We start from the raw sequence: 16,345 nt of genomic DNA on the forward strand, positions 1-16,345 counted from the left end.
AGATAGCGGGTATTTTTTATTGGGGATGAAGCTGTTGAGTCTATAATTGTTTTCGACCTTCTAGTGCGTGCGTCAGTGTAATTTGATCTGCATACTCAAGGTCAACGCCGACTGGAATACCTCTAGCCAAGCGTGTGATAGTTATACTTAATCCAGCTTCTTGGATGTAGCGCTGTAAGAATAGTGCAGTAGACTCACCCTCAACTGAAGCGTTCGTAGCAATAATAATCTCCTGAACGTCGTCTGTTTTTATACGCTCAATTAATTCTGGGATATGCAATTGTTCTGGCCCGATATTGTCAATTGGTGAGATAACTCCACCTAGGACGTGATATGTCCCCGTAAACTGCCCTGTCCTTTCTATGGCGACAATATCTAGCGGCTCCTCGACCACACAAACGAGTTTTTTATTCCTATTCGAATCTGCGTATAAAGGCGACACATCGTCATCTGAGTCGATTAACGCAAATGTCTTCGGGCAGGTTTTTACGCGGTCGTGCAATCGGTCTAATGAATGCGCTAATTGCTTTGCGGATTTGGGATTACGGCGTAAAACCGCGTAAGCATATCTTTCAGCCGTACGCGGTCCAACTCCAGGCAAATTACCAAAATCATCAATTAAAGCCGTCAACGCCTTTGGTAAAATATCGATTGACATGACTTTAGAATGGCAAGTTGCCTAGGCCGCCCATCAATGGCTTCATAGTTTCAGCAGCAACTTCCTGAGCCTTTGTCATGCCATCGCGAACTGCGATTTCGATCCAGTGTTCTAACTCTTCGATATTCTCCAAATCAACCATTTCTGGGTCAATCTTTACAGACTTGATCTTTAACTCGCCAGTGATTTGTACGATCACAGCGCCATCGCCAGCCTCAACTTCGATGATTTCTTTACCTAATTGTTTCTGTGCTTTGCGTAATTGTTGCAGCATTTTTACCTGATCAAACGCCATATTCCTCCTTATTTAACACTTACAATTATACCCTATTTGCGGTCGGATGTGTAGATATAGAAGCGGTCACCGTCTTTATGATCGTTCACCAAAATGGACGATACGTGGCCTTGATAGCTCTTAGGAACTTGTGATTTTGCGGCATGGCTCACATATAAAGTCTGCCCGACGTTTGCTGGCGCTGTGTGAATAATTGATATTTGGTGATAGCTGTGCTTTTTAAGTGCTTCGTAAATTGGTGACTCTTCTCTGCTGACTAATAGCGAGAATGAATCTGTCGGCGCGGTATTTTTACGGAGTAGAGATAAATCTTTGTTAAAGCGTGAAACTGCTTCTGGGAAATAACGATAACCGTCAATATAGCGGAAGCTGCCACCCACCACCATAACGATGATTAGCATTGATATAAGAACCAGTCCTGTGCCGCGAGCGTATGGATTGCGCGGGAAAAGCCCGTACCACATGTTCATTAGAGATTCCAATCCGACCGCCAAGAGTATAAATAACGGGATAATAATTATCGGAGTGAGGCTTGGCTGGAAGATGAGTAGCGCTAATGCTAAGATTAGCCACGACCAAATCATAAACGAGCGGGCGCTGGAGATTTTTTGGAAACTGCGGAATAGTCCTAGTCCGATTAACACCATTGCGTTGATGTCCATAATTGGTGTGATTTGGTTCCCTACGACTGCTGGAAAAATGCGGATGTATGTGTAATATAAAGTCCTGAGGTTTGCGATGATGTCAAAACTTAGGCCGTTGATACCGATGAGGTTGTAAAATAGCGCGTGAGATTTATAGCAAAGAAAACTAATCGCACAACCAATCGCGAATAAAATGGCGGACGGCACAATCCAAGACTTACGGTGTTTTCGGGAGATGAGGAAATAGCGTGGATGCGGATGTAGAAAGGCGATGATCAGAAGCCCCAGATTGATATACCAAAAATACGGAGTGAAGAGACTGAGTGCCGTGGTGATGGCTAAGCTGATTCGCCAAATAGAGGCGTTATGGGCTTTCTGGAGAATTAATGTGGCAAAAAGTAAAGTTAGCGCGGTGTAAAAGATGTATAAAATGCCAACAGTTGCGCTTTGACCGATGAATAAAAATTGACCAGTCGTTGCCATGATTAATAACGATAGAATCGTTGTGGACGGCTTAAACCAGCGCTTTAAGAGGAAGAAAATAGCAACGGAGCTGGCGATTGAAAGGATTACGGCGGGCGTTTTAATTGTTAATAAACTGACGCCGAACAGCTTGAAGAATAACAATTGAAGAAGGTGAAATGGTAAGTTTGTGACGGCCACTCCTTCGATGCTGAAGTTCAAGTGATTTGTTGTATTGACCATGTTGATTTCTGCTTGCGACAAACCTCCTGGCACGTGCAATGCGGAAATTATAATAGCCCCTATGTATAGCAGCGCCAGCAGCGTATAGCCGAAAACGTAGCGCCATCGGTAAAAGAATATATCGGTAACTTTTTGCTTTTTCATTGGTACGATTATAACACAATTCTATTCATGCTTGCGATCCAGACTCATAAAGCGTAGGCGCTCTGGGTGGAAGTACAATTGAACTTTGCCAACTGGGCCGTTACGGTGCTTAGCAATGATTAAGTCTGTAATATTCTGTACTTCTGGGTTGTCTGGCTCATAATATCCAGGGCGATAAATAAAACTTACGATGTCGGCGTCCTGCTCAATGGAACCGGATTCGCGCAGGTCAGCTAGTTGTGGAATTGGCGGCGTACGAGATTCGACAGAACGGCTCAACTGACTCAGGGCAATTAGCGGCACGTTCAATTCGCGAGCAATAAGCTTCAGTCCGCGGGAAATCTCCGAAACTTCCTGAACGCGGTTTCCATTGTGATTTCCGTTGGCCTGCATAAGCTGCAAATAGTCGACGATAATTAGCCCTAATGGATTTTCGTGGGCAATTCGACGCGCTTTAGTGCGCATTTCCAAAACTGACAGCCCCGGTGTGTCATCGATGTAAATTGGCGCCTCAGCCATTTCACCCATAGCTTCAGACAATTTAGCAAAATCTTCGTCGCTCAGATTTCCGGTGCGAATATTCCAGCTATCAACACCCGATGCATCTGCCAGCATACGGTCGACCAGCTGTTCCTTACTCATCTCCAGACTGAAGAATAGGACGGGACTCTTTTCAATTGTTGCCACGTTATAAGCCAAATTCGTCACCAGCGTTGTCTTACCCATGGCTGGACGAGCTGCCAGAATAATCAAGTCCGATTTTTGTAAGCCAGCGGTCATGTTGTCCAGATCGCGATATCCAGTGCGAACTCCTCTGAGAGAACCTTTATTTTTGCTGAGCTCTTCAATTCGATCAAAGCTATCCGTCAGAATACTTTCCAGACTGACCAAATCTTGCTTGGTTGATTGGTCTGATACGCTGAAAAGTTCAGCTTCGGCCTTCTCTAATAATTCCTGCGTGGTCGTCGATTCGTCATAGCCAAGTTCAGAAATATCACCACTCGCTTTTATTAGGCGCCTGCGAACTGCTGCTTGCGCAATCATTTCCGCGTAAGCCGATGCGTGTGCTGCCGTTGGGACGTAGTTTGTTAGCTCTGTTAGATATGCCGAGCCGCCAACCAATTCCAGTTCGTCCTTTCGCTTCAATTCGTCGGTTAGGGTCAGAAGGTCGACAGGCTTGTGTTTTTCAAATAGCCGCATCATTCCAGCGAAAATCAGCCCGTGATTCTTGTCGTAAAAATCGCTAGGGTGAGTAATTTCTGCGGCGTCCGCCAAAACTTCCTCGTCAATTAAAACCGCCCCAAGCAAACTCTTTTCCGCGTCTAAATTTTGTGGCGGTATCTTCCCTTTTACTTCTTCACTTTTATCTGCCATTAAATATCCTCCAGCTTAACTTCTTCGCCACCACCCATTAATTCTGCAATTTCCGCCAATTTTTCGTCCTCTGGCGGTTTCTTCTCTCCAATTATATCAATTTCCAAATCTATCTCAGTTTCTTCTGAGATAATTTCTGAGATCAATGGTTTGTTTTTCGCGTCGTCCAGCTTTTTCTTATAAAACGCGGAACCTGCGTAAATTGTCAATTTTTCACCGTCAAACGACCACTGGCTTTTCTGCAATAATGACACCAGCCCGAGGGATTTTTCCTTCGCTCTTTCAATGACTTTTTCCCAATTTAGCTCTATTGGCGCGTCAGTTTTCTTTGGTTTTGCGGCGGGTTTTTTTGCTGGCTCGGCGGATTTTTCTTCTTTTTTAATCGGCTTTTCGGTCGGTTTTGCTGACTCTGCGGGCTTAATTGGCGTTGGTTTTGCGGCAGGTTTTTGGGACGCAGCTTGAGTTGTATCTTTCTTTGTCGCGACTGGCTTTTCTGTTGGCTGAGAATTGCTATTCATGAATATCGTCAATAATTTCAAGTCTGGGTGTGGGTGTCGATCAACCTCGATCAGTTGTTGAACCAGCCCAATAAGATTCGGATTTTTTCGTAACCTATTGCGAGCAATCGATAATAATTGATGCGATACAACAACTGAATTCGCACCGCTATTTTCTAATTCCTGAAAGATGTTTAAGACTTTCTCATTGTCGTCGGATGGATATGAATCCAACAAATTTCCGAGCATCATCGTGTCACTCAGTCCCAAATATTCGGTAACCATACTCGCGGTCAGCGGCTGGTCTGGAGTTGCTAAAATTGACAATTGGTCAAGCGTACTAATACCGTCACGGAATCCGCCACGGGAGCGCTCAGCAATTAACCTGGCAGCATCCTCTTCAATTGCGAATCCCTCTTTCTTCGCTATATTCATTAATTGGCGCGTCATAATTTCCGTCGGAATTGGGCGGAAGAAAAATTGTTGGACGCGACTAAGAATAGTGGCTGGAAGTTTGTCCGCGTCGGTTGTGGCGAGGATAAATACAACGTGCTCTGGCGGTTCCTCTAAGGTTTTTAATAGCGCGTTAAATGCTGGTTTTGACAGCATGTGAACTTCGTCGATGATATAAACTTTTTTCGGCGCAGAAACAGGCGCGACTTGAGCCTTTTCCCTTAAGGCTCGAATGTCGTCAACACCGTTATTGCTGGCTGCGTCAATTTCAATAATATCCAGATGTGAAGAATTTTCGTCGTATGGTAAGTGATTGATTTCGTGTGCCAAGATTCGTGCTACACTAGTTTTTCCCACGCCACGCGGTCCGGTCAACAAGTACGCATGAGCAATTTTTCCCTGCCCTAACGCTTGACGTAAAATACTAGTCACGTGATCTTGACCTAAAACTTCATCCAAACTGCGACTGCGATATTTACGATATAGCGCCTGACTCATCCCCTCATGCTCCTCATGAGATAATTATAGCAGAAAACGGCATTTTTTATGGATAGCGCAGATCGATTTTGTGTTTTGTTTCGGCGACATAAAAACGTTAGTAACTATTAGGGTCTGACACGGTTGGATCTTCAAGTATCTCGTCATTTTCTTTTATCTCAATATATTCATCATTGCTATGCGGCTTGATGAGCTTAGTAAACTCAAACGCATATTCACCAGAAATATTCTTTAGTTCTCGGCTCTGATCTATTGGGCCGGCGTAGTCGGTCATAACTAGTATAAGAAAGTATCCATCCTTACCGCCGAATAGATGAAAAGTCGTATCTGGACTAAGTGGTATCAGTGGTGTGAATTGTCGAACATAACCCAATTTTTCGAGAATTGGAAATGCTTCAAAAACTACCGACGGAAATACAAAATTTGAGTAATTGTTATGAAATTATATCAGGTAAGATGGACAGTTTTCAGACATATCCAGGTCTTATGGCTCAGAAATCAGTGAGGTGATCGCGCAAATCGTTGCCGTTCATGGTTTCCCATGAGTTGTCTACAATAACCTGACCGCCCTTGCTCTCAGGCAGCCTCCAATAGACGGTATTCTTGCCCAGGGGTCCACCTGTGGCTTTGACGTGTCCATGTCCAGGACTGATGCCTCCGTAATAGGCACTGATCTGTCCTCCAGACATGTACACAATAGCAGGCTGTCCGTCGAAGTAAGCCATGATAACTCCTTCTGGAGTTAGGTAAATAAATGGTAATTTTTTGTATTTTAAAATAACGTTAATTGCTCGGTTGGTAAATCCAGCTCAATTTCTCTATCAACTTTTTGCGCCCGATAGCCAATAAGCTTTTTAATGTTGTAAGCCAGCAGCTGACCGTCGTAGTCAGTGATGACAATTGAGCCGATGACACTGCGTACGTGTCCAACCAATTGACTGTAATTCTTCATTAAAACGACACGAGACAAATCGACGCCAGCGGTTTGAAAATAATCTTCACAAGGAATTATTTCGGATTTCGGAAACAACACGCCAATTTTCTGCTCAATTTCAAGTAATTTTTGTCGCAATTCTCTCTCGCCGGCTGCACGGTCAAAAGGTAGTTTTATCAATTCCATCTTTTTATGAACTGGCAGAGTTTCAGCTATTCCGTCCAGCTTAGAAATTTTCGCCTCGTACTGCCTGGCGATCAATGCCGAAGAAAATGTTTCTAATTTTATAGCTAATCGCGCTCCTTGCTCCAACAATCTTCGAATTCCACGCTCTTCTTGCGAGATTCCAACTTTTATGACGTTCGGCGCGAAATATGCCAGATAGACAAAGTGCGGGTTTTGGTTAATCTTTTCCTGCTGTGCTGACACCGAACTGACGTTATAAAATGCTGGATTAAAGCCAGTTTTGTTGCGGCATTTTAGGCAATTTTCATATTTTTCATCAACCGTGGCGTGGTCTGGGCAGATTTGGCTACAGCGATTCTCAAAATCCACCCAACCTGTGCAGTATTTGACAGAAAAATCAAACTCAAGAGACAAATTTTGCTCGAATAATTCATGACGCTCAATTTTATCGCCAACTTGACATTCGACGAATGGCTTATTGCCAGCATTAAAACTTGCGTAACTGAGCAGAAATTCGCTCGGTAGCATAATATTTACAATGCAGCTTCGACAGCAGCCCAAGTCGCGTCAGGATTGTCTTCAGGAATGATGATTGTAACTTGGTCACCAACATTAATTCGGAAATAAGTTACGCTAGCAAGTAAAATACGATATTCACGGCCGGAAGCCTCGACATAGTAAATTCCGTCGTGCTGGACGAGCGTTCCGATAATCTGCTTTCGTGGCACAGGACCGATTTGCTTATAGATAAAGCTGCCATCTTCAGCGATTGTCAATTTCATCAAGTCGCCTTCAACCAGCTTCGACTTCGAAGCGTAGTTGGCTGGGATTGGGTAATTTTTGCCATCAGGACTGAGCATCATTTGTCCGTCAAATACACCCTCGATAATCTTTCCTGATACGTTATCTGACGAAGTTTTTGGCGTAACAACTTGACCATCGTCGCCAATAATACTAATCAATAATTCTTTTGCGGCAGCCAAATTGGTTTCCGCCTCTTGAATAAGTGTCCTTAGACGCTTAATTTGCTTTTCTGGTAATTCAGACATGGTTCTCGCAATTCCTTTGTCTATTTTTATAATACTTAACTAATATATAGCATATCCTTACATTTCTATCAAGTCGCGTTATCTATTTTTATCTAATTTTCCACAGCACTATAAGATACGAGCAAAAAAGTGTTGCAAATTTTACTCTTGAAAATGATGTGCGGTTCGTGATATTAAGATTGGCGACATAAAAATCACCGCCCATAGTGGACGGTGATTAAACGAAACAAATTGGCGTTATATAACAAATTATGAAAGCTCGACAGTAGCGCCAGCGTCTTCCAAAGTTTTCTTTGCAGCTTCAGCTTCGTCTTTAGAAACTTTTTCCTTGACTGGTGCTGGAGCGCCGTCAACGATAGCTTTTGCTTCACCTAGACCTAGGCCAGTGATTTCCTTAACAGCCTTGATGACTGCAACCTTCTGAGAACCAGCGTCTTTCAAAGTAACTGTGAACTCAGTTTTTTCGTCAGCAGCAGCGGCGTCACCACCAGCAGCTGGACCAGCAACAGCGACAGCTGCAGCAGCTGGCTCGATGCCGTATTCTTCTTTAAGATGATTTTTCAATTCGTTAACTTCTAGAACTGTCAATTTTACAAGTTCTTCAGCCAATTTCTTAATATCAGCCATTGATATTCTCCTTTATTATTATATTGTTGCGATGATTGCAACGTTACTAGTGTTGATTGCTAAACTTAAGCAGTAGCTTTGGCTTCGATGCCGTCCAAAAGTCCGTGCAAATTGCCGCCAAGCGCGTTGACTGTGTCGTGTACTGGTGATAGCAATTGTGATACCACTTGAGCAACGAGCTGGTCTTTGCTTGGTAGGCCTGCCAATGCTTTAACGTCAGCTTCGCTAATTGCCAAGCCTTCGCCTGAGAAGCCACCTGCAAGTTGTAATGCTGGATGTGTTTTTGCAAACGTGTCCAATACCTTTGCTGGCATAACTTCATCTTCGGTACTTACGGCGTAAACCAATTGACCAACCAATAAGCTGGTGTCGGTTTCTTTGTAAGTATCGATTTCCTGAAGAGCTACGCGTACCAATCGGTTTTTAACAACCTTGATGGTAACGCCCGCTTCGCGAGCTGCCTTGCGTAGTTCTTGTAGGTCGGCAACGGTAAGGGTTTGATATCGAGCAAAAGCCGTGCCCTTAGCGTCTTTTAATAGCTCTGTCAGTTCAGCAACCAAAGTTTGTTTTTTATCGCGTGAAATTGCCATAAAAATCCTTTCTTTGATTGAGTTAATTTGTTATGTGCCAATTTGTTAACGTGCGGTAATGGAGAATCAAAAAAACGTCTTTGATTCTCGCACTACCAAAGACGTCAAATAAAACTGTCAGTTTCATCCCTCGGTGGCATTTTTACACTTGTTTTACTCCAAGTCGCCACTGTCTTTGGTAATGTTCCAGACCATTGTAGCAGAAATGACAACGAAAGACAAGAGTTATGGTGATTATTTTCCAGCCGATTCAGTCGCCTTTTTTATCGCATTTTTGCCTAATCGTGATATTCTTCTGCGTTGAGGGGGAGTCGTACCTCCCCAAATTCCATATTCTGTAGATTCTGGGTGTTGGAGCGCATATTCTAAGCACTGCTTTAAGACTGGGCATTTTCGACACATGGCTATGGCAGCTTCCACGGCTTCTGTTTTTCTGACCCCTCTTAAATCTTGGCCTGGGGTGTTTGGGTTTGTCTGGAAAAATAAACGATCAGCTTTTTCAGGGGCTAGTTTCGCGCATTCGGCGCCTTCTAGTAGACTCTCGTTATTCAATTTTGACATATTATTATTTTACAATAATAGCGTAATAAAATCAATAGATCTCCATGTCTAATCAAAGAGAAAGCCCGCTCTGTATTAGAGCGGGTGTTGAACTTTTACTACCTATGGTTGGCGCCCGAGGGGTGCTAGCGGGTTGGGCTAGCACCCCTCGACTAGGAGCGTTTCAGACACGGCGCTGTTGCGCCTTGTTCCACGCACCCCACCCCAGAGCACCCAAGACGAGTGTAATCCAGGGTAGATTGGCGGACGACGCTCCGGTTTTCGCCAACCCCAGTGCCGGAGTTGTCGACGGACTCGGTTCCGGACTCGGTGCTGGTGCACTCGGTTCCGGACTCGGTGCTGGTGCACTCGGTTCCGGACTCGGTGTAGATGCCGGAGGTTCCGGCGTCACGCTAGGCGTGGGAGCCGGCGTACTCGGTTCCGGCGTGGGTGCCGGTGGTGTCGGAGGCACGCACTGCTTAATGGAAGGATCGCACTCAATGCAACCCTTCCCCTCGCATGTCTCCGCCTCCATTGAAGAGGCCGCCTGCGACGTCTCTCCGAAGAGAGACAGTGTGCAGATTAGTCCGATGATAGTCGCCAGTAATGCGACCCTCAGCGGAATTCGCTTCCTTGGCTTGGTAGCCATAGCTTTACCTTTCAGTGGTAGATGGCTGATGTAAAAGTTCACTGTCCAACTATGCTGGAAAGTAAAGAAAATACACATCAGCAATTGATTGGACTTTACTATTTTAGCATAAAATAGGAAAAAAGCAACAGTCTAATAAAAAATCCCGCCAAAATTGACGGGATTAATTGCTGGGCTGTAAAGATTACAAAGAGTTCTCTACCTTAATGCCAGGGCCCATGGTTGTAGCGACTGCGACGCTCTTAATGTAAACACCCTTTAAGCTGGATGGCTTTTGAGAGTTTAAGCTGCTTAGGAATGCGCGTGCGTTTTCTGACAATTTTTCAGTGCCGAATGATACCTTGCCGATTGACAAGTGAACAATGGCTTGCTTATCAACGCGGTATTCAACTTTTCCGGCTTTTGCTTCAGAAACGGCTTTAGCGACATCAGTAGCAACGGTGCCTGACTTTGGATTTGGCATCAAACCGCGTGGACCAAGCAAACGTGCGTATTTACCAAGCTTTGGCATGTACTGCGGAGTTGCAACCAAAATGTCGAAGTTCAATTCTTCCTTATCCAATTGGCTTAGGAATTCTTCATCGCCAATGATGTTAGCGCCAGCTTTTTTAGCGGCAGCGTGTTCTGATTCTGGTGCAAAAACTGCTACGCGAACATCCTTACCTGTACCGTGTGGCAACGCTACGGTTGAGCGGATGTTTTGGTCAGCTTGGCGTGGGTCGACACCCAAGCGGATGTGGATTTCAACGCTAGCGTCGAACTTGACTGGACTGGTTTCAGTGGCCAATTTCAAAGCTTCGTCTAAGCTGTACAATTTGTTCTTTTCAACGTTTTTTGCGGCGTCCTGATATTTTTTACCGCGGCGCTCCAAGCGTGGACGAGTAACTGGCTTTGGGCCCTTCTTTATGTGAGCCTCAGCATCGTCAGACTGTGGAGTGGTGTCGCCAGCTTCCTTGCGAGCTTCCTTCTCTGCTTTTTCAGCAGCTTCGTCAAGAGCTTTTTGGCTGCGCTTACCGGACTTAGCGACGGTAGCTTCGCGCTCAGCGACAACGTCTTTATCTTTGTTGTCGTGAGATTTGCTTGCGTCTGTAGCTTCTGTAATTGCTGCTTCAATTTCAGCAATTGTGTTTTTTTCGCTGACTTCTAGTTTTAGTTCTGCTGCTTTTTCTAGCAACTCGGCTTTCTTTGCCATAAAAAATCCTTTCTGTGGTACGAACGGCGATTCGGGACTCTCCGGCGAATCTACCTCCCAGCATTGATTGATAGTGATGAAATTATACCATATTTTTAGAGATTGAGGCAAATATTTACTTTTATAGAGAAGAATTGTATAATATGTAATATTATGAGTGAGTTTACGAAAATTGTAGGTAACGAAGACGGTTCTTTAGGCACGACAGATATCTACGTCCCAGAGCAATGTATGTCTTGCCCAAAAATAATAGAAAAGTTAAACGACTTAGAAGAATACAGAAAAACAGTAAATAAACTTCTGGAAATGGCGTTTAGTGATGATGAGGTGACATTGGTTAATAAGGCTACAGATGAGGTATTAGATAAAGATCAATCTACTAAAATTGTTTGTAAAATGGCCGCCAGTGGAATGGACGAGCTAGATGAAAATATTGCAAAAACGCAGGGGGATATTTACACGCTAACTAATGGGTGCACAGGACCCTTGGGGCTGCAGGCATCTGATGGAGAGAGACGCGTGAGTGTCTATATGTGCGATAGTCCTGAAGTGTTTTATCCAAGTCTAGGTGAGGCGCAAATCGGTGAGCCAGTGATAATACGGCGCGACCTGGAGGGAAATAGAGATTAACATATAATTGCCGTTTTTGATAAGATAGTAATTATGGATATAACAATTACAAACATACAAGCAAGACAAATTTTAGATTCGCGTGGAAATCCGACGGTTGAGGCTGACGTAATTCTGAGTGATGGTTCTTTTGGACGAGCGGCTGTTCCCTCTGGCGCTAGTACTGGGTCGTTTGAGGCGGTTGAGCTTCGGGACGGCGAGTTGGCGTTCGGCGGTAAGGGTGTGCTTCGTGCGGTCGAAAATGTCAACGGTGAGATTACGCAGACTTTGAAAGGCTCTAATCCATTTGATCAGGCTGCAATTGATGAAAAAATGAAGAGTCTGGACGGTACGCCGAATAAGGCACGTTTGGGTGCGAATGCTATTTTGGCGGTGTCGCTGGCTGTAGCGAAAGCTGCTGCTAAGTCGCGTGGCGTGGAGTTGTATCAATACGTCAATAGCTTGGCTGGAAATCCTACAATGTGCCTGCCGATGCCGATGATTAACGTGATGAACGGCGGTCAGCATGCGTTGGGTGCGACTGATTTTCAGGAATATATGATTATTCCAACTAGCGCGGCAACTTTTGCGGACGCAGTTCGAATGAGCGCGGAAGTTTTTCACGCGTTGGCAAAAATCCTGAAAGACGAAGGCTATCCTACGACGGTTGGCGATGAGGGCGGCTATGCACCTCATGTCAGGAATGGTAATATGGAGCCTATTTTATTGCTATCTCGCGCCATCGAGCAGGCTGGCTATAAATTAGGCGTGGACTTTGGTTTTGCGCTGGATGTTGCGGCGAGCGAGCTTTATAAGGACGGCAAATATAACTTGGCGACTGAACACCGAATTCTGTCAGCTGATGAAATGATTCGCACATATAAAGCCCTGTTAGAACGCGTCCCTGTTCTCTCGATTGAGGACGGATTGAACGAAGAAGCTTGGGAAGATTGGGAGAAAATGACGGCTGATTTGGGCAATTTTGCGCAATTGGTTGGCGACGATCTTTTGGTGACGAATGTCGAGCGATTGAAGCGCGGAATTGAAGAAAAGGCTGGCAATGCGATCTTAATCAAGCCGAACCAAATTGGTACGTTGACCGAGACAATTCAGGCTGTTTTGATGGCGAAGAATGCTGGCTGGAATACGGTGATGAGCCACCGATCTGGCGAGACGGAGGACGTAACGATTTCTCATTTGGCGGTCGGTTTGGGTACGGGTCAAATTAAGACTGGCTCGATGTCGCGGTCAGAGCGAATTGCTAAGTATAACGAGCTGCTGAGAATTGCGGAAAAGCGCCCAGATTTGGAGATTGCACATCCGTTTGTGAAGTAACTCGCGCAAAAAGGCTTCCCTGTAATTCAGAGGAAGTCTTTTTTATTTGGCGATTTTTTGACAATTATTCGAGTATTATCTTCTTAAAAACTCAATTTCCCCGCCCTCATTAATTCGGATAATTTGCGACGGTTGAGTGTCGGCGACTTCTCCAGAATCAACATAAATCGGCACTAATTCGTGGAAGTAATTTATCGCTTCGGTAACGTTCTTTGCCGGTTCTTCTCCTGATGGATTTGCACTGGGCGCGACCAAAAGACCGACGGTTCGAATTAATTCTGCTAACGGAGATTCTGGCACGACTCTGAATGCCAATGTTCCGCCGTTCCTCGGAGGATGTGGCAGAAAATTAGGATTCACTTTGGTGACGATTGTTGTTGGTCTGTTCTTGGAGATTTCTTGATATTTGTGTTTGATCGACGGCGTGAGATTAGGAATGTCGTCAATATCCGCAACCAAAATAATGACCGGATTATTCAAAGGGCGCCGCTTAACTTCGTATAATTTCTCGACGGCTTTTTCTGAATTAGCAGCGGCTAATATTCCGTAAATCGTATCAGTTTTAGCAATTATCAATTGCCCACTTTTAAGCGCGGAGATTACACTGTTGTCTAAAATATTCTTCACAATCATTTATTTTACCATAAAATAACCCCGATAAGTCCGGGGCTATTTGCTAAAAGTCCTGTAGATTAGTCGACGACTTCAACGCCCATTGAGCGTGCTGATCCGGCGATAACTTTCATTGCTCCTTCGATGTCGATTGCGTTCAATTGGTCTTTTTTCGCCTCAGCGATTTCTTGCAATTGCGCACGAGTAATCTTACCGACCTTGTCTGAGTGTGGCTTGCCACTACCCTTTTGGATTCCAGCTTTTTCGCGAATCATATCGTCAACTGGCTGACCAAGTGAGTTCCAAGTAAATGTTCGGTCTTCGTAAACTTGAATGTGGACAATTACATCCTTACCCATCATATCTTTTGTAGCGTCATTGAATGGATTGATAAAGTCCATCATGTTTAGTCCCCACTGACCAAGCGTTGATCCCACTGGAGGACCTGCTGTTGCTCGACCGGCTGGAATGCGTAATTTCAAATTACCAATAATTTTCTTTGCCATAGTTCTTCCTTATAGTTTGTAGTGCGTAACTCGAATATTATATCGAAAAATGCTTAAAATTGCAAGCTAAACTTTTTTAACCTGCAGGGCATCCAGCTCAACTGGAGTGTCGCGACCAAACATACTGACCATAACCTTCAAAGTGCCCTTAGATGCGTCAATTTCGCTCACGGCGCCGTCAAAGCCCTTGAATGGACCGTCGATGATTGAAACAACTTCGCCTTCTGAGAAATCAATCTGATGCTTTGGCTCTTCAACGCCCATTCGCTTCTTAATCTTCGCAATTTCTTTTTCAGAAACTGGAGTTGGCGTAGTATCGGCGCCCACAAATCCTGTAACGCCTGGTGTGTTGCGGATGATGTACCAAGTTTCGTCGGTCAATTTCATCTCAACCAAGACATAGCCCTGGAAGATCTTAGCTTCAACAATTTTACGTTTGCCGTTGCGAATCTGGATCTGCTTTTCCTTTGGCACGATAACGTCAAAAATCTTATCAGCCATATCAACGCCATTGATTCGTTGGCGGATTGATTCGGCAACTTTTTCTTCGTAGCCAGAATAGGTATGAATTGCGTACCATTGCTTACTATCATCATATCGTTTTGAACTCATAATATCTCCTCTATTTCAAAATTTGGTTAAAGCCCCAGTTGAATGCGGCGTCAAGTAATAAAATCAGAACGACAAACGCAAAGGTGAAAATAAGCACCGCTGCTGTCATTGCCCAGGTTGCTGAGCGGGTTGGCCAGCGAACTAGCTTTAGCTCTTCCCAAGCTCCCTTGAAATATCCAATCAATCCACCTTTTTCGCCAGACTTTTTAGACGCTTTTGCGATGATTTTGGTTGGTTTATTGATTTTTTTCGCTACAGCTTTTTCTTTTTTTGGCGCGTCGTCGGTAGCCTTGATTCGACGAACCGTAGTTTTGCTGCTTGCCTTGCCTTTCTGTGCCATATTTTCTCCCAATTTAAAAAGTCTGTTTTTCACAGACTGTCAATAGTCATTGTAATTCATCCGAGTCAAAAAAACAAGTTGACCGAATATTATTTGTCATTATTTTTGAACTCTTTCAGCTTGAATCCGAACGTCGATCCGTGGTTTAATCGGCTTTCTACCTCAATTTTGCAGCCCAATTTCTTCGCCAACTTAGCGGAAACGTATAGGCCTAATCCAGTACCTTTCGTCTCGCGAGTTCTATAATCTTCTGCGCGGTAAAACTTGTCGAAAATTTTTGCCATGTCGGCTTTACTAATGCCAATTCCCGTGTCAATAACCTTGAAGATGATTTCGCCAGATTTAGTTTTCTTGATAGATAAAGTGATAGAGCCTTTTGGTGTGTATCGAATAGCGTTGGTGATGAAGTTTTGGAGAATTTCCTCCAGATATAGACGAGAAACTTTAACTACGCCAAGTCGCCCGCCGATATCCAAATTGAAAGCCAAACCTTTTTCGCCCGCCTGAGGTGAATATTCAGAATTTATCTGAGCCGCCAGCTCTGCTACGTCGATTATTTCCGTTTCATCAGCCACACCTCGCTCTGCGCGTGATAATGTACTGAGGTCGTTGATCATTCGCGCTAAGAATAAAATTTGCTTATGAGATTCGTCAATGGCTTCGGGAATTTTGCTAGTCATTTTACGCTCGACCAGCAATTTGGCGTTACTCAGCGAGCCTTCAGCAATAGCAATTGGTGTGCGCAATTCGTGACTAACTACGCTAATAAACTCATCACGCTCCTCTTCGAGACTCTTCGTCTTCGTGATGTCGCGCAAAATAAGCACGTACCCGTCCGGCGTCATCTTGTCGCCGCCTTGAACTGGCGCAAGCGTAACTTCCAAGCGAATATAATCACCATCTTCGATTTTCATCAGAATGTCGTCACGCTGGCGAATTGCGGAAGACTTGGTGAGCTCCTTAAAAATGTCAATCGGCTTTTTATCTGTTGTCTCAAGATTTAACACCTGACTGATATGCTCGCCGTTAATTCCGCTGTTCGTGTCAATCAAATTAAGCGCCGCCGAATTGTATGTATTGATAATTCCGTGTTCGTCCGTACTGAGAATCGCGTCGGTGATGTTATTGATAAGCGTGATCATTCTTTGATGTTCACTGAGGCTTTTTTTATTGTTTTTACAATCGTCCTTATCGCTAATTTCCGACAATATTTTCTGCAAAACAATAGCTATAACACCTAAAACAACACTCAGAGTTATCAATAGAAAAATTAGCGCCCACATAGCTAAAGTATAA

At 44.3% G+C, this 16,345-nt stretch carries 19 protein-coding genes, 1 pseudogene and 1 other annotated feature; of the genes and pseudogenes, 2 read left to right on the forward strand and 18 right to left on the reverse strand.

Annotation, left to right across the window (positions count from 1 at the left end; genetic code table 11):
* Positions 1 to 40: 40 nt before the first annotated feature.
* The 13 genes and pseudogenes from recR to rplA all read right to left on the reverse strand — a co-directional run bounded on the left by recR (position 41) and on the right by rplA (position 10,714).
* Complete coding sequence (recR, locus tag LR957_RS01295; protein WP_232273188.1) at positions 41 to 658, reverse strand: recombination mediator RecR; 618 nt, start codon at positions 656 to 658, stop codon at positions 41 to 43.
* Positions 659 to 662: 4 nt separating this feature from the next.
* Positions 663 to 953, reverse strand: a complete 291-nt coding sequence (locus LR957_RS01300; protein ID WP_129635271.1) for a YbaB/EbfC family nucleoid-associated protein — start codon at positions 951 to 953, stop codon at positions 663 to 665.
* 32 nt (positions 954 to 985) lie between these two features.
* Complete coding sequence (locus LR957_RS01305; protein WP_232273189.1) at positions 986 to 2,446, reverse strand: glycosyltransferase family 39 protein; 1,461 nt, start codon at positions 2,444 to 2,446, stop codon at positions 986 to 988.
* Between the two features lie 21 nt (positions 2,447 to 2,467).
* The gene (gene dnaB, locus LR957_RS01310; protein WP_232273190.1) at positions 2,468 to 3,820 is read right to left on the reverse strand and encodes a replicative DNA helicase; all 1,353 of its coding nucleotides are present in this window, start codon (positions 3,818 to 3,820) and stop codon (positions 2,468 to 2,470) included.
* A gap of 110 nt (positions 3,821 to 3,930) precedes the next feature.
* Positions 3,931 to 5,268, reverse strand: a pseudogene (gene dnaX / locus LR957_RS01315) (DNA polymerase III subunit gamma/tau); the annotation flags it as partial.
* 97 nt (positions 5,269 to 5,365) lie between these two features.
* Complete coding sequence (locus LR957_RS01320) at positions 5,366 to 5,641, reverse strand: hypothetical protein (RefSeq protein WP_232273192.1); 276 nt, start codon at positions 5,639 to 5,641, stop codon at positions 5,366 to 5,368.
* Positions 5,642 to 5,759: 118 nt separating this feature from the next.
* Entirely contained in the window at positions 5,760 to 5,993 is a 234-nt protein-coding gene (locus LR957_RS01325; protein ID WP_232273193.1) for a hypothetical protein, read from the reverse strand.
* Positions 5,994 to 6,040: 47 nt separating this feature from the next.
* Positions 6,041 to 6,916 (reverse strand): DUF2797 domain-containing protein, encoded by an 876-nt coding sequence (locus tag LR957_RS01330; protein ID WP_232273194.1) that lies wholly within the window; start codon positions 6,914 to 6,916, stop codon positions 6,041 to 6,043.
* 5 nt (positions 6,917 to 6,921) lie between these two features.
* Positions 6,922 to 7,437 carry a hypothetical protein gene (locus LR957_RS01335; protein WP_232273195.1) on the reverse strand — a complete coding sequence of 172 codons (516 nt, stop codon included), beginning with the start codon at positions 7,435 to 7,437 and terminating at the stop codon, positions 6,922 to 6,924.
* A 249-nt stretch (positions 7,438 to 7,686) separates the two neighbouring features.
* Entirely contained in the window at positions 7,687 to 8,064 is a 378-nt protein-coding gene (rplL, locus tag LR957_RS01340) for a 50S ribosomal protein L7/L12 (RefSeq protein ID WP_129632638.1), read from the reverse strand.
* Positions 8,065 to 8,129: 65 nt separating this feature from the next.
* Complete coding sequence (gene rplJ / locus LR957_RS01345; protein ID WP_129744986.1) at positions 8,130 to 8,654, reverse strand: 50S ribosomal protein L10; 525 nt, start codon at positions 8,652 to 8,654, stop codon at positions 8,130 to 8,132.
* A gap of 59 nt (positions 8,655 to 8,713) precedes the next feature.
* Positions 8,714 to 8,851: a sequence feature (ribosomal protein L10 leader region), on the reverse strand.
* 37 nt (positions 8,852 to 8,888) lie between these two features.
* A complete protein-coding gene (locus tag LR957_RS01350) occupies positions 8,889 to 9,215 on the reverse strand; it encodes a WhiB family transcriptional regulator (protein WP_232273196.1) in 327 nt (108 codons plus the stop codon).
* Between the two features lie 812 nt (positions 9,216 to 10,027).
* Positions 10,028 to 10,714, reverse strand: a complete 687-nt coding sequence (rplA, locus tag LR957_RS01355) for a 50S ribosomal protein L1 (RefSeq protein WP_232273262.1) — start codon at positions 10,712 to 10,714, stop codon at positions 10,028 to 10,030.
* A 474-nt stretch (positions 10,715 to 11,188) separates the two neighbouring features.
* Here rplA and LR957_RS01360 point away from each other — a divergent pair, with 474 nt between their 5' ends.
* On the forward strand, positions 11,189 to 11,665 hold the full coding sequence (locus LR957_RS01360; RefSeq protein ID WP_232273197.1) for a hypothetical protein: 477 nt from the start codon (positions 11,189 to 11,191) through the stop codon (positions 11,663 to 11,665).
* 33 nt (positions 11,666 to 11,698) lie between these two features.
* A complete protein-coding gene (gene eno, locus LR957_RS01365; protein WP_232273198.1) occupies positions 11,699 to 12,979 on the forward strand; it encodes a phosphopyruvate hydratase in 1,281 nt (426 codons plus the stop codon).
* 75 nt (positions 12,980 to 13,054) lie between these two features.
* On the opposite strand, the gene LR957_RS01370 is transcribed toward eno, so the two are convergent.
* From LR957_RS01370 to LR957_RS01390, 5 genes are all read right to left on the reverse strand, one after another.
* Positions 13,055 to 13,606, reverse strand: coding sequence for an L-threonylcarbamoyladenylate synthase (locus tag LR957_RS01370; RefSeq protein WP_232273199.1), 552 nt, complete (start codon positions 13,604 to 13,606; stop codon positions 13,055 to 13,057).
* A 65-nt stretch (positions 13,607 to 13,671) separates the two neighbouring features.
* Positions 13,672 to 14,097, reverse strand: coding sequence for a 50S ribosomal protein L11 (gene rplK / locus LR957_RS01375; RefSeq protein ID WP_129632624.1), 426 nt, complete (start codon positions 14,095 to 14,097; stop codon positions 13,672 to 13,674).
* A 66-nt stretch (positions 14,098 to 14,163) separates the two neighbouring features.
* Complete coding sequence (gene nusG, locus LR957_RS01380) at positions 14,164 to 14,709, reverse strand: transcription termination/antitermination protein NusG (protein WP_129632621.1); 546 nt, start codon at positions 14,707 to 14,709, stop codon at positions 14,164 to 14,166.
* A 10-nt stretch (positions 14,710 to 14,719) separates the two neighbouring features.
* Positions 14,720 to 15,049, reverse strand: a complete 330-nt coding sequence (secE, locus tag LR957_RS01385) for a preprotein translocase subunit SecE (protein ID WP_232273200.1) — start codon at positions 15,047 to 15,049, stop codon at positions 14,720 to 14,722.
* Between the two features lie 89 nt (positions 15,050 to 15,138).
* Positions 15,139 to 16,332 (reverse strand): sensor histidine kinase, encoded by a 1,194-nt coding sequence (locus LR957_RS01390; protein WP_232273201.1) that lies wholly within the window; start codon positions 16,330 to 16,332, stop codon positions 15,139 to 15,141.
* Between the last annotated feature and the right edge of the window lie 13 nt (positions 16,333 to 16,345).

The organism is Candidatus Nanosynbacter sp. HMT-352, from assembly GCF_021222645.1.
Classification (GTDB): domain Bacteria; phylum Patescibacteriota; class Saccharimonadia; order Saccharimonadales; family Saccharimonadaceae; genus Nanosynbacter.

What these genes read in the sequence shown, in the direction of transcription:
- rplL (WP_129632638.1), bottom strand. Translation starts at nt 8,064, where the DNA reads ATGGCTGATATTAAGAAATTGGCTGAAGAACTTGTAAAATTGACAGTT.
- eno (WP_232273198.1), top strand. Translation starts at nt 11,699, where the DNA reads ATGGATATAACAATTACAAACATACAAGCAAGACAAATTTTAGATTCG.
- dnaB (WP_232273190.1), bottom strand. Translation starts at nt 3,820, where the DNA reads ATGGCAGATAAAAGTGAAGAAGTAAAAGGGAAGATACCGCCACAAAAT.
- LR957_RS01305 (WP_232273189.1), bottom strand. Translation starts at nt 2,446, where the DNA reads ATGAAAAAGCAAAAAGTTACCGATATATTCTTTTACCGATGGCGCTAC.
- LR957_RS01350 (WP_232273196.1), bottom strand. Translation starts at nt 9,215, where the DNA reads ATGTCAAAATTGAATAACGAGAGTCTACTAGAAGGCGCCGAATGCGCG.
- recR (WP_232273188.1), bottom strand. Translation starts at nt 658, where the DNA reads ATGTCAATCGATATTTTACCAAAGGCGTTGACGGCTTTAATTGATGAT.
- LR957_RS01390 (WP_232273201.1), bottom strand. Translation starts at nt 16,332, where the DNA reads ATGTGGGCGCTAATTTTTCTATTGATAACTCTGAGTGTTGTTTTAGGT.
- LR957_RS01335 (WP_232273195.1), bottom strand. Translation starts at nt 7,437, where the DNA reads ATGTCTGAATTACCAGAAAAGCAAATTAAGCGTCTAAGGACACTTATT.
- LR957_RS01300 (WP_129635271.1), bottom strand. Translation starts at nt 953, where the DNA reads ATGGCGTTTGATCAGGTAAAAATGCTGCAACAATTACGCAAAGCACAG.
- rplK (WP_129632624.1), bottom strand. Translation starts at nt 14,097, where the DNA reads ATGGCAAAGAAAATTATTGGTAATTTGAAATTACGCATTCCAGCCGGT.
- LR957_RS01325 (WP_232273193.1), bottom strand. Translation starts at nt 5,993, where the DNA reads ATGGCTTACTTCGACGGACAGCCTGCTATTGTGTACATGTCTGGAGGA.
- secE (WP_232273200.1), bottom strand. Translation starts at nt 15,049, where the DNA reads ATGGCACAGAAAGGCAAGGCAAGCAGCAAAACTACGGTTCGTCGAATC.
- rplJ (WP_129744986.1), bottom strand. Translation starts at nt 8,654, where the DNA reads ATGGCAATTTCACGCGATAAAAAACAAACTTTGGTTGCTGAACTGACA.
- nusG (WP_129632621.1), bottom strand. Translation starts at nt 14,709, where the DNA reads ATGAGTTCAAAACGATATGATGATAGTAAGCAATGGTACGCAATTCAT.
- LR957_RS01360 (WP_232273197.1), top strand. Translation starts at nt 11,189, where the DNA reads ATGAGTGAGTTTACGAAAATTGTAGGTAACGAAGACGGTTCTTTAGGC.
- LR957_RS01330 (WP_232273194.1), bottom strand. Translation starts at nt 6,916, where the DNA reads ATGCTACCGAGCGAATTTCTGCTCAGTTACGCAAGTTTTAATGCTGGC.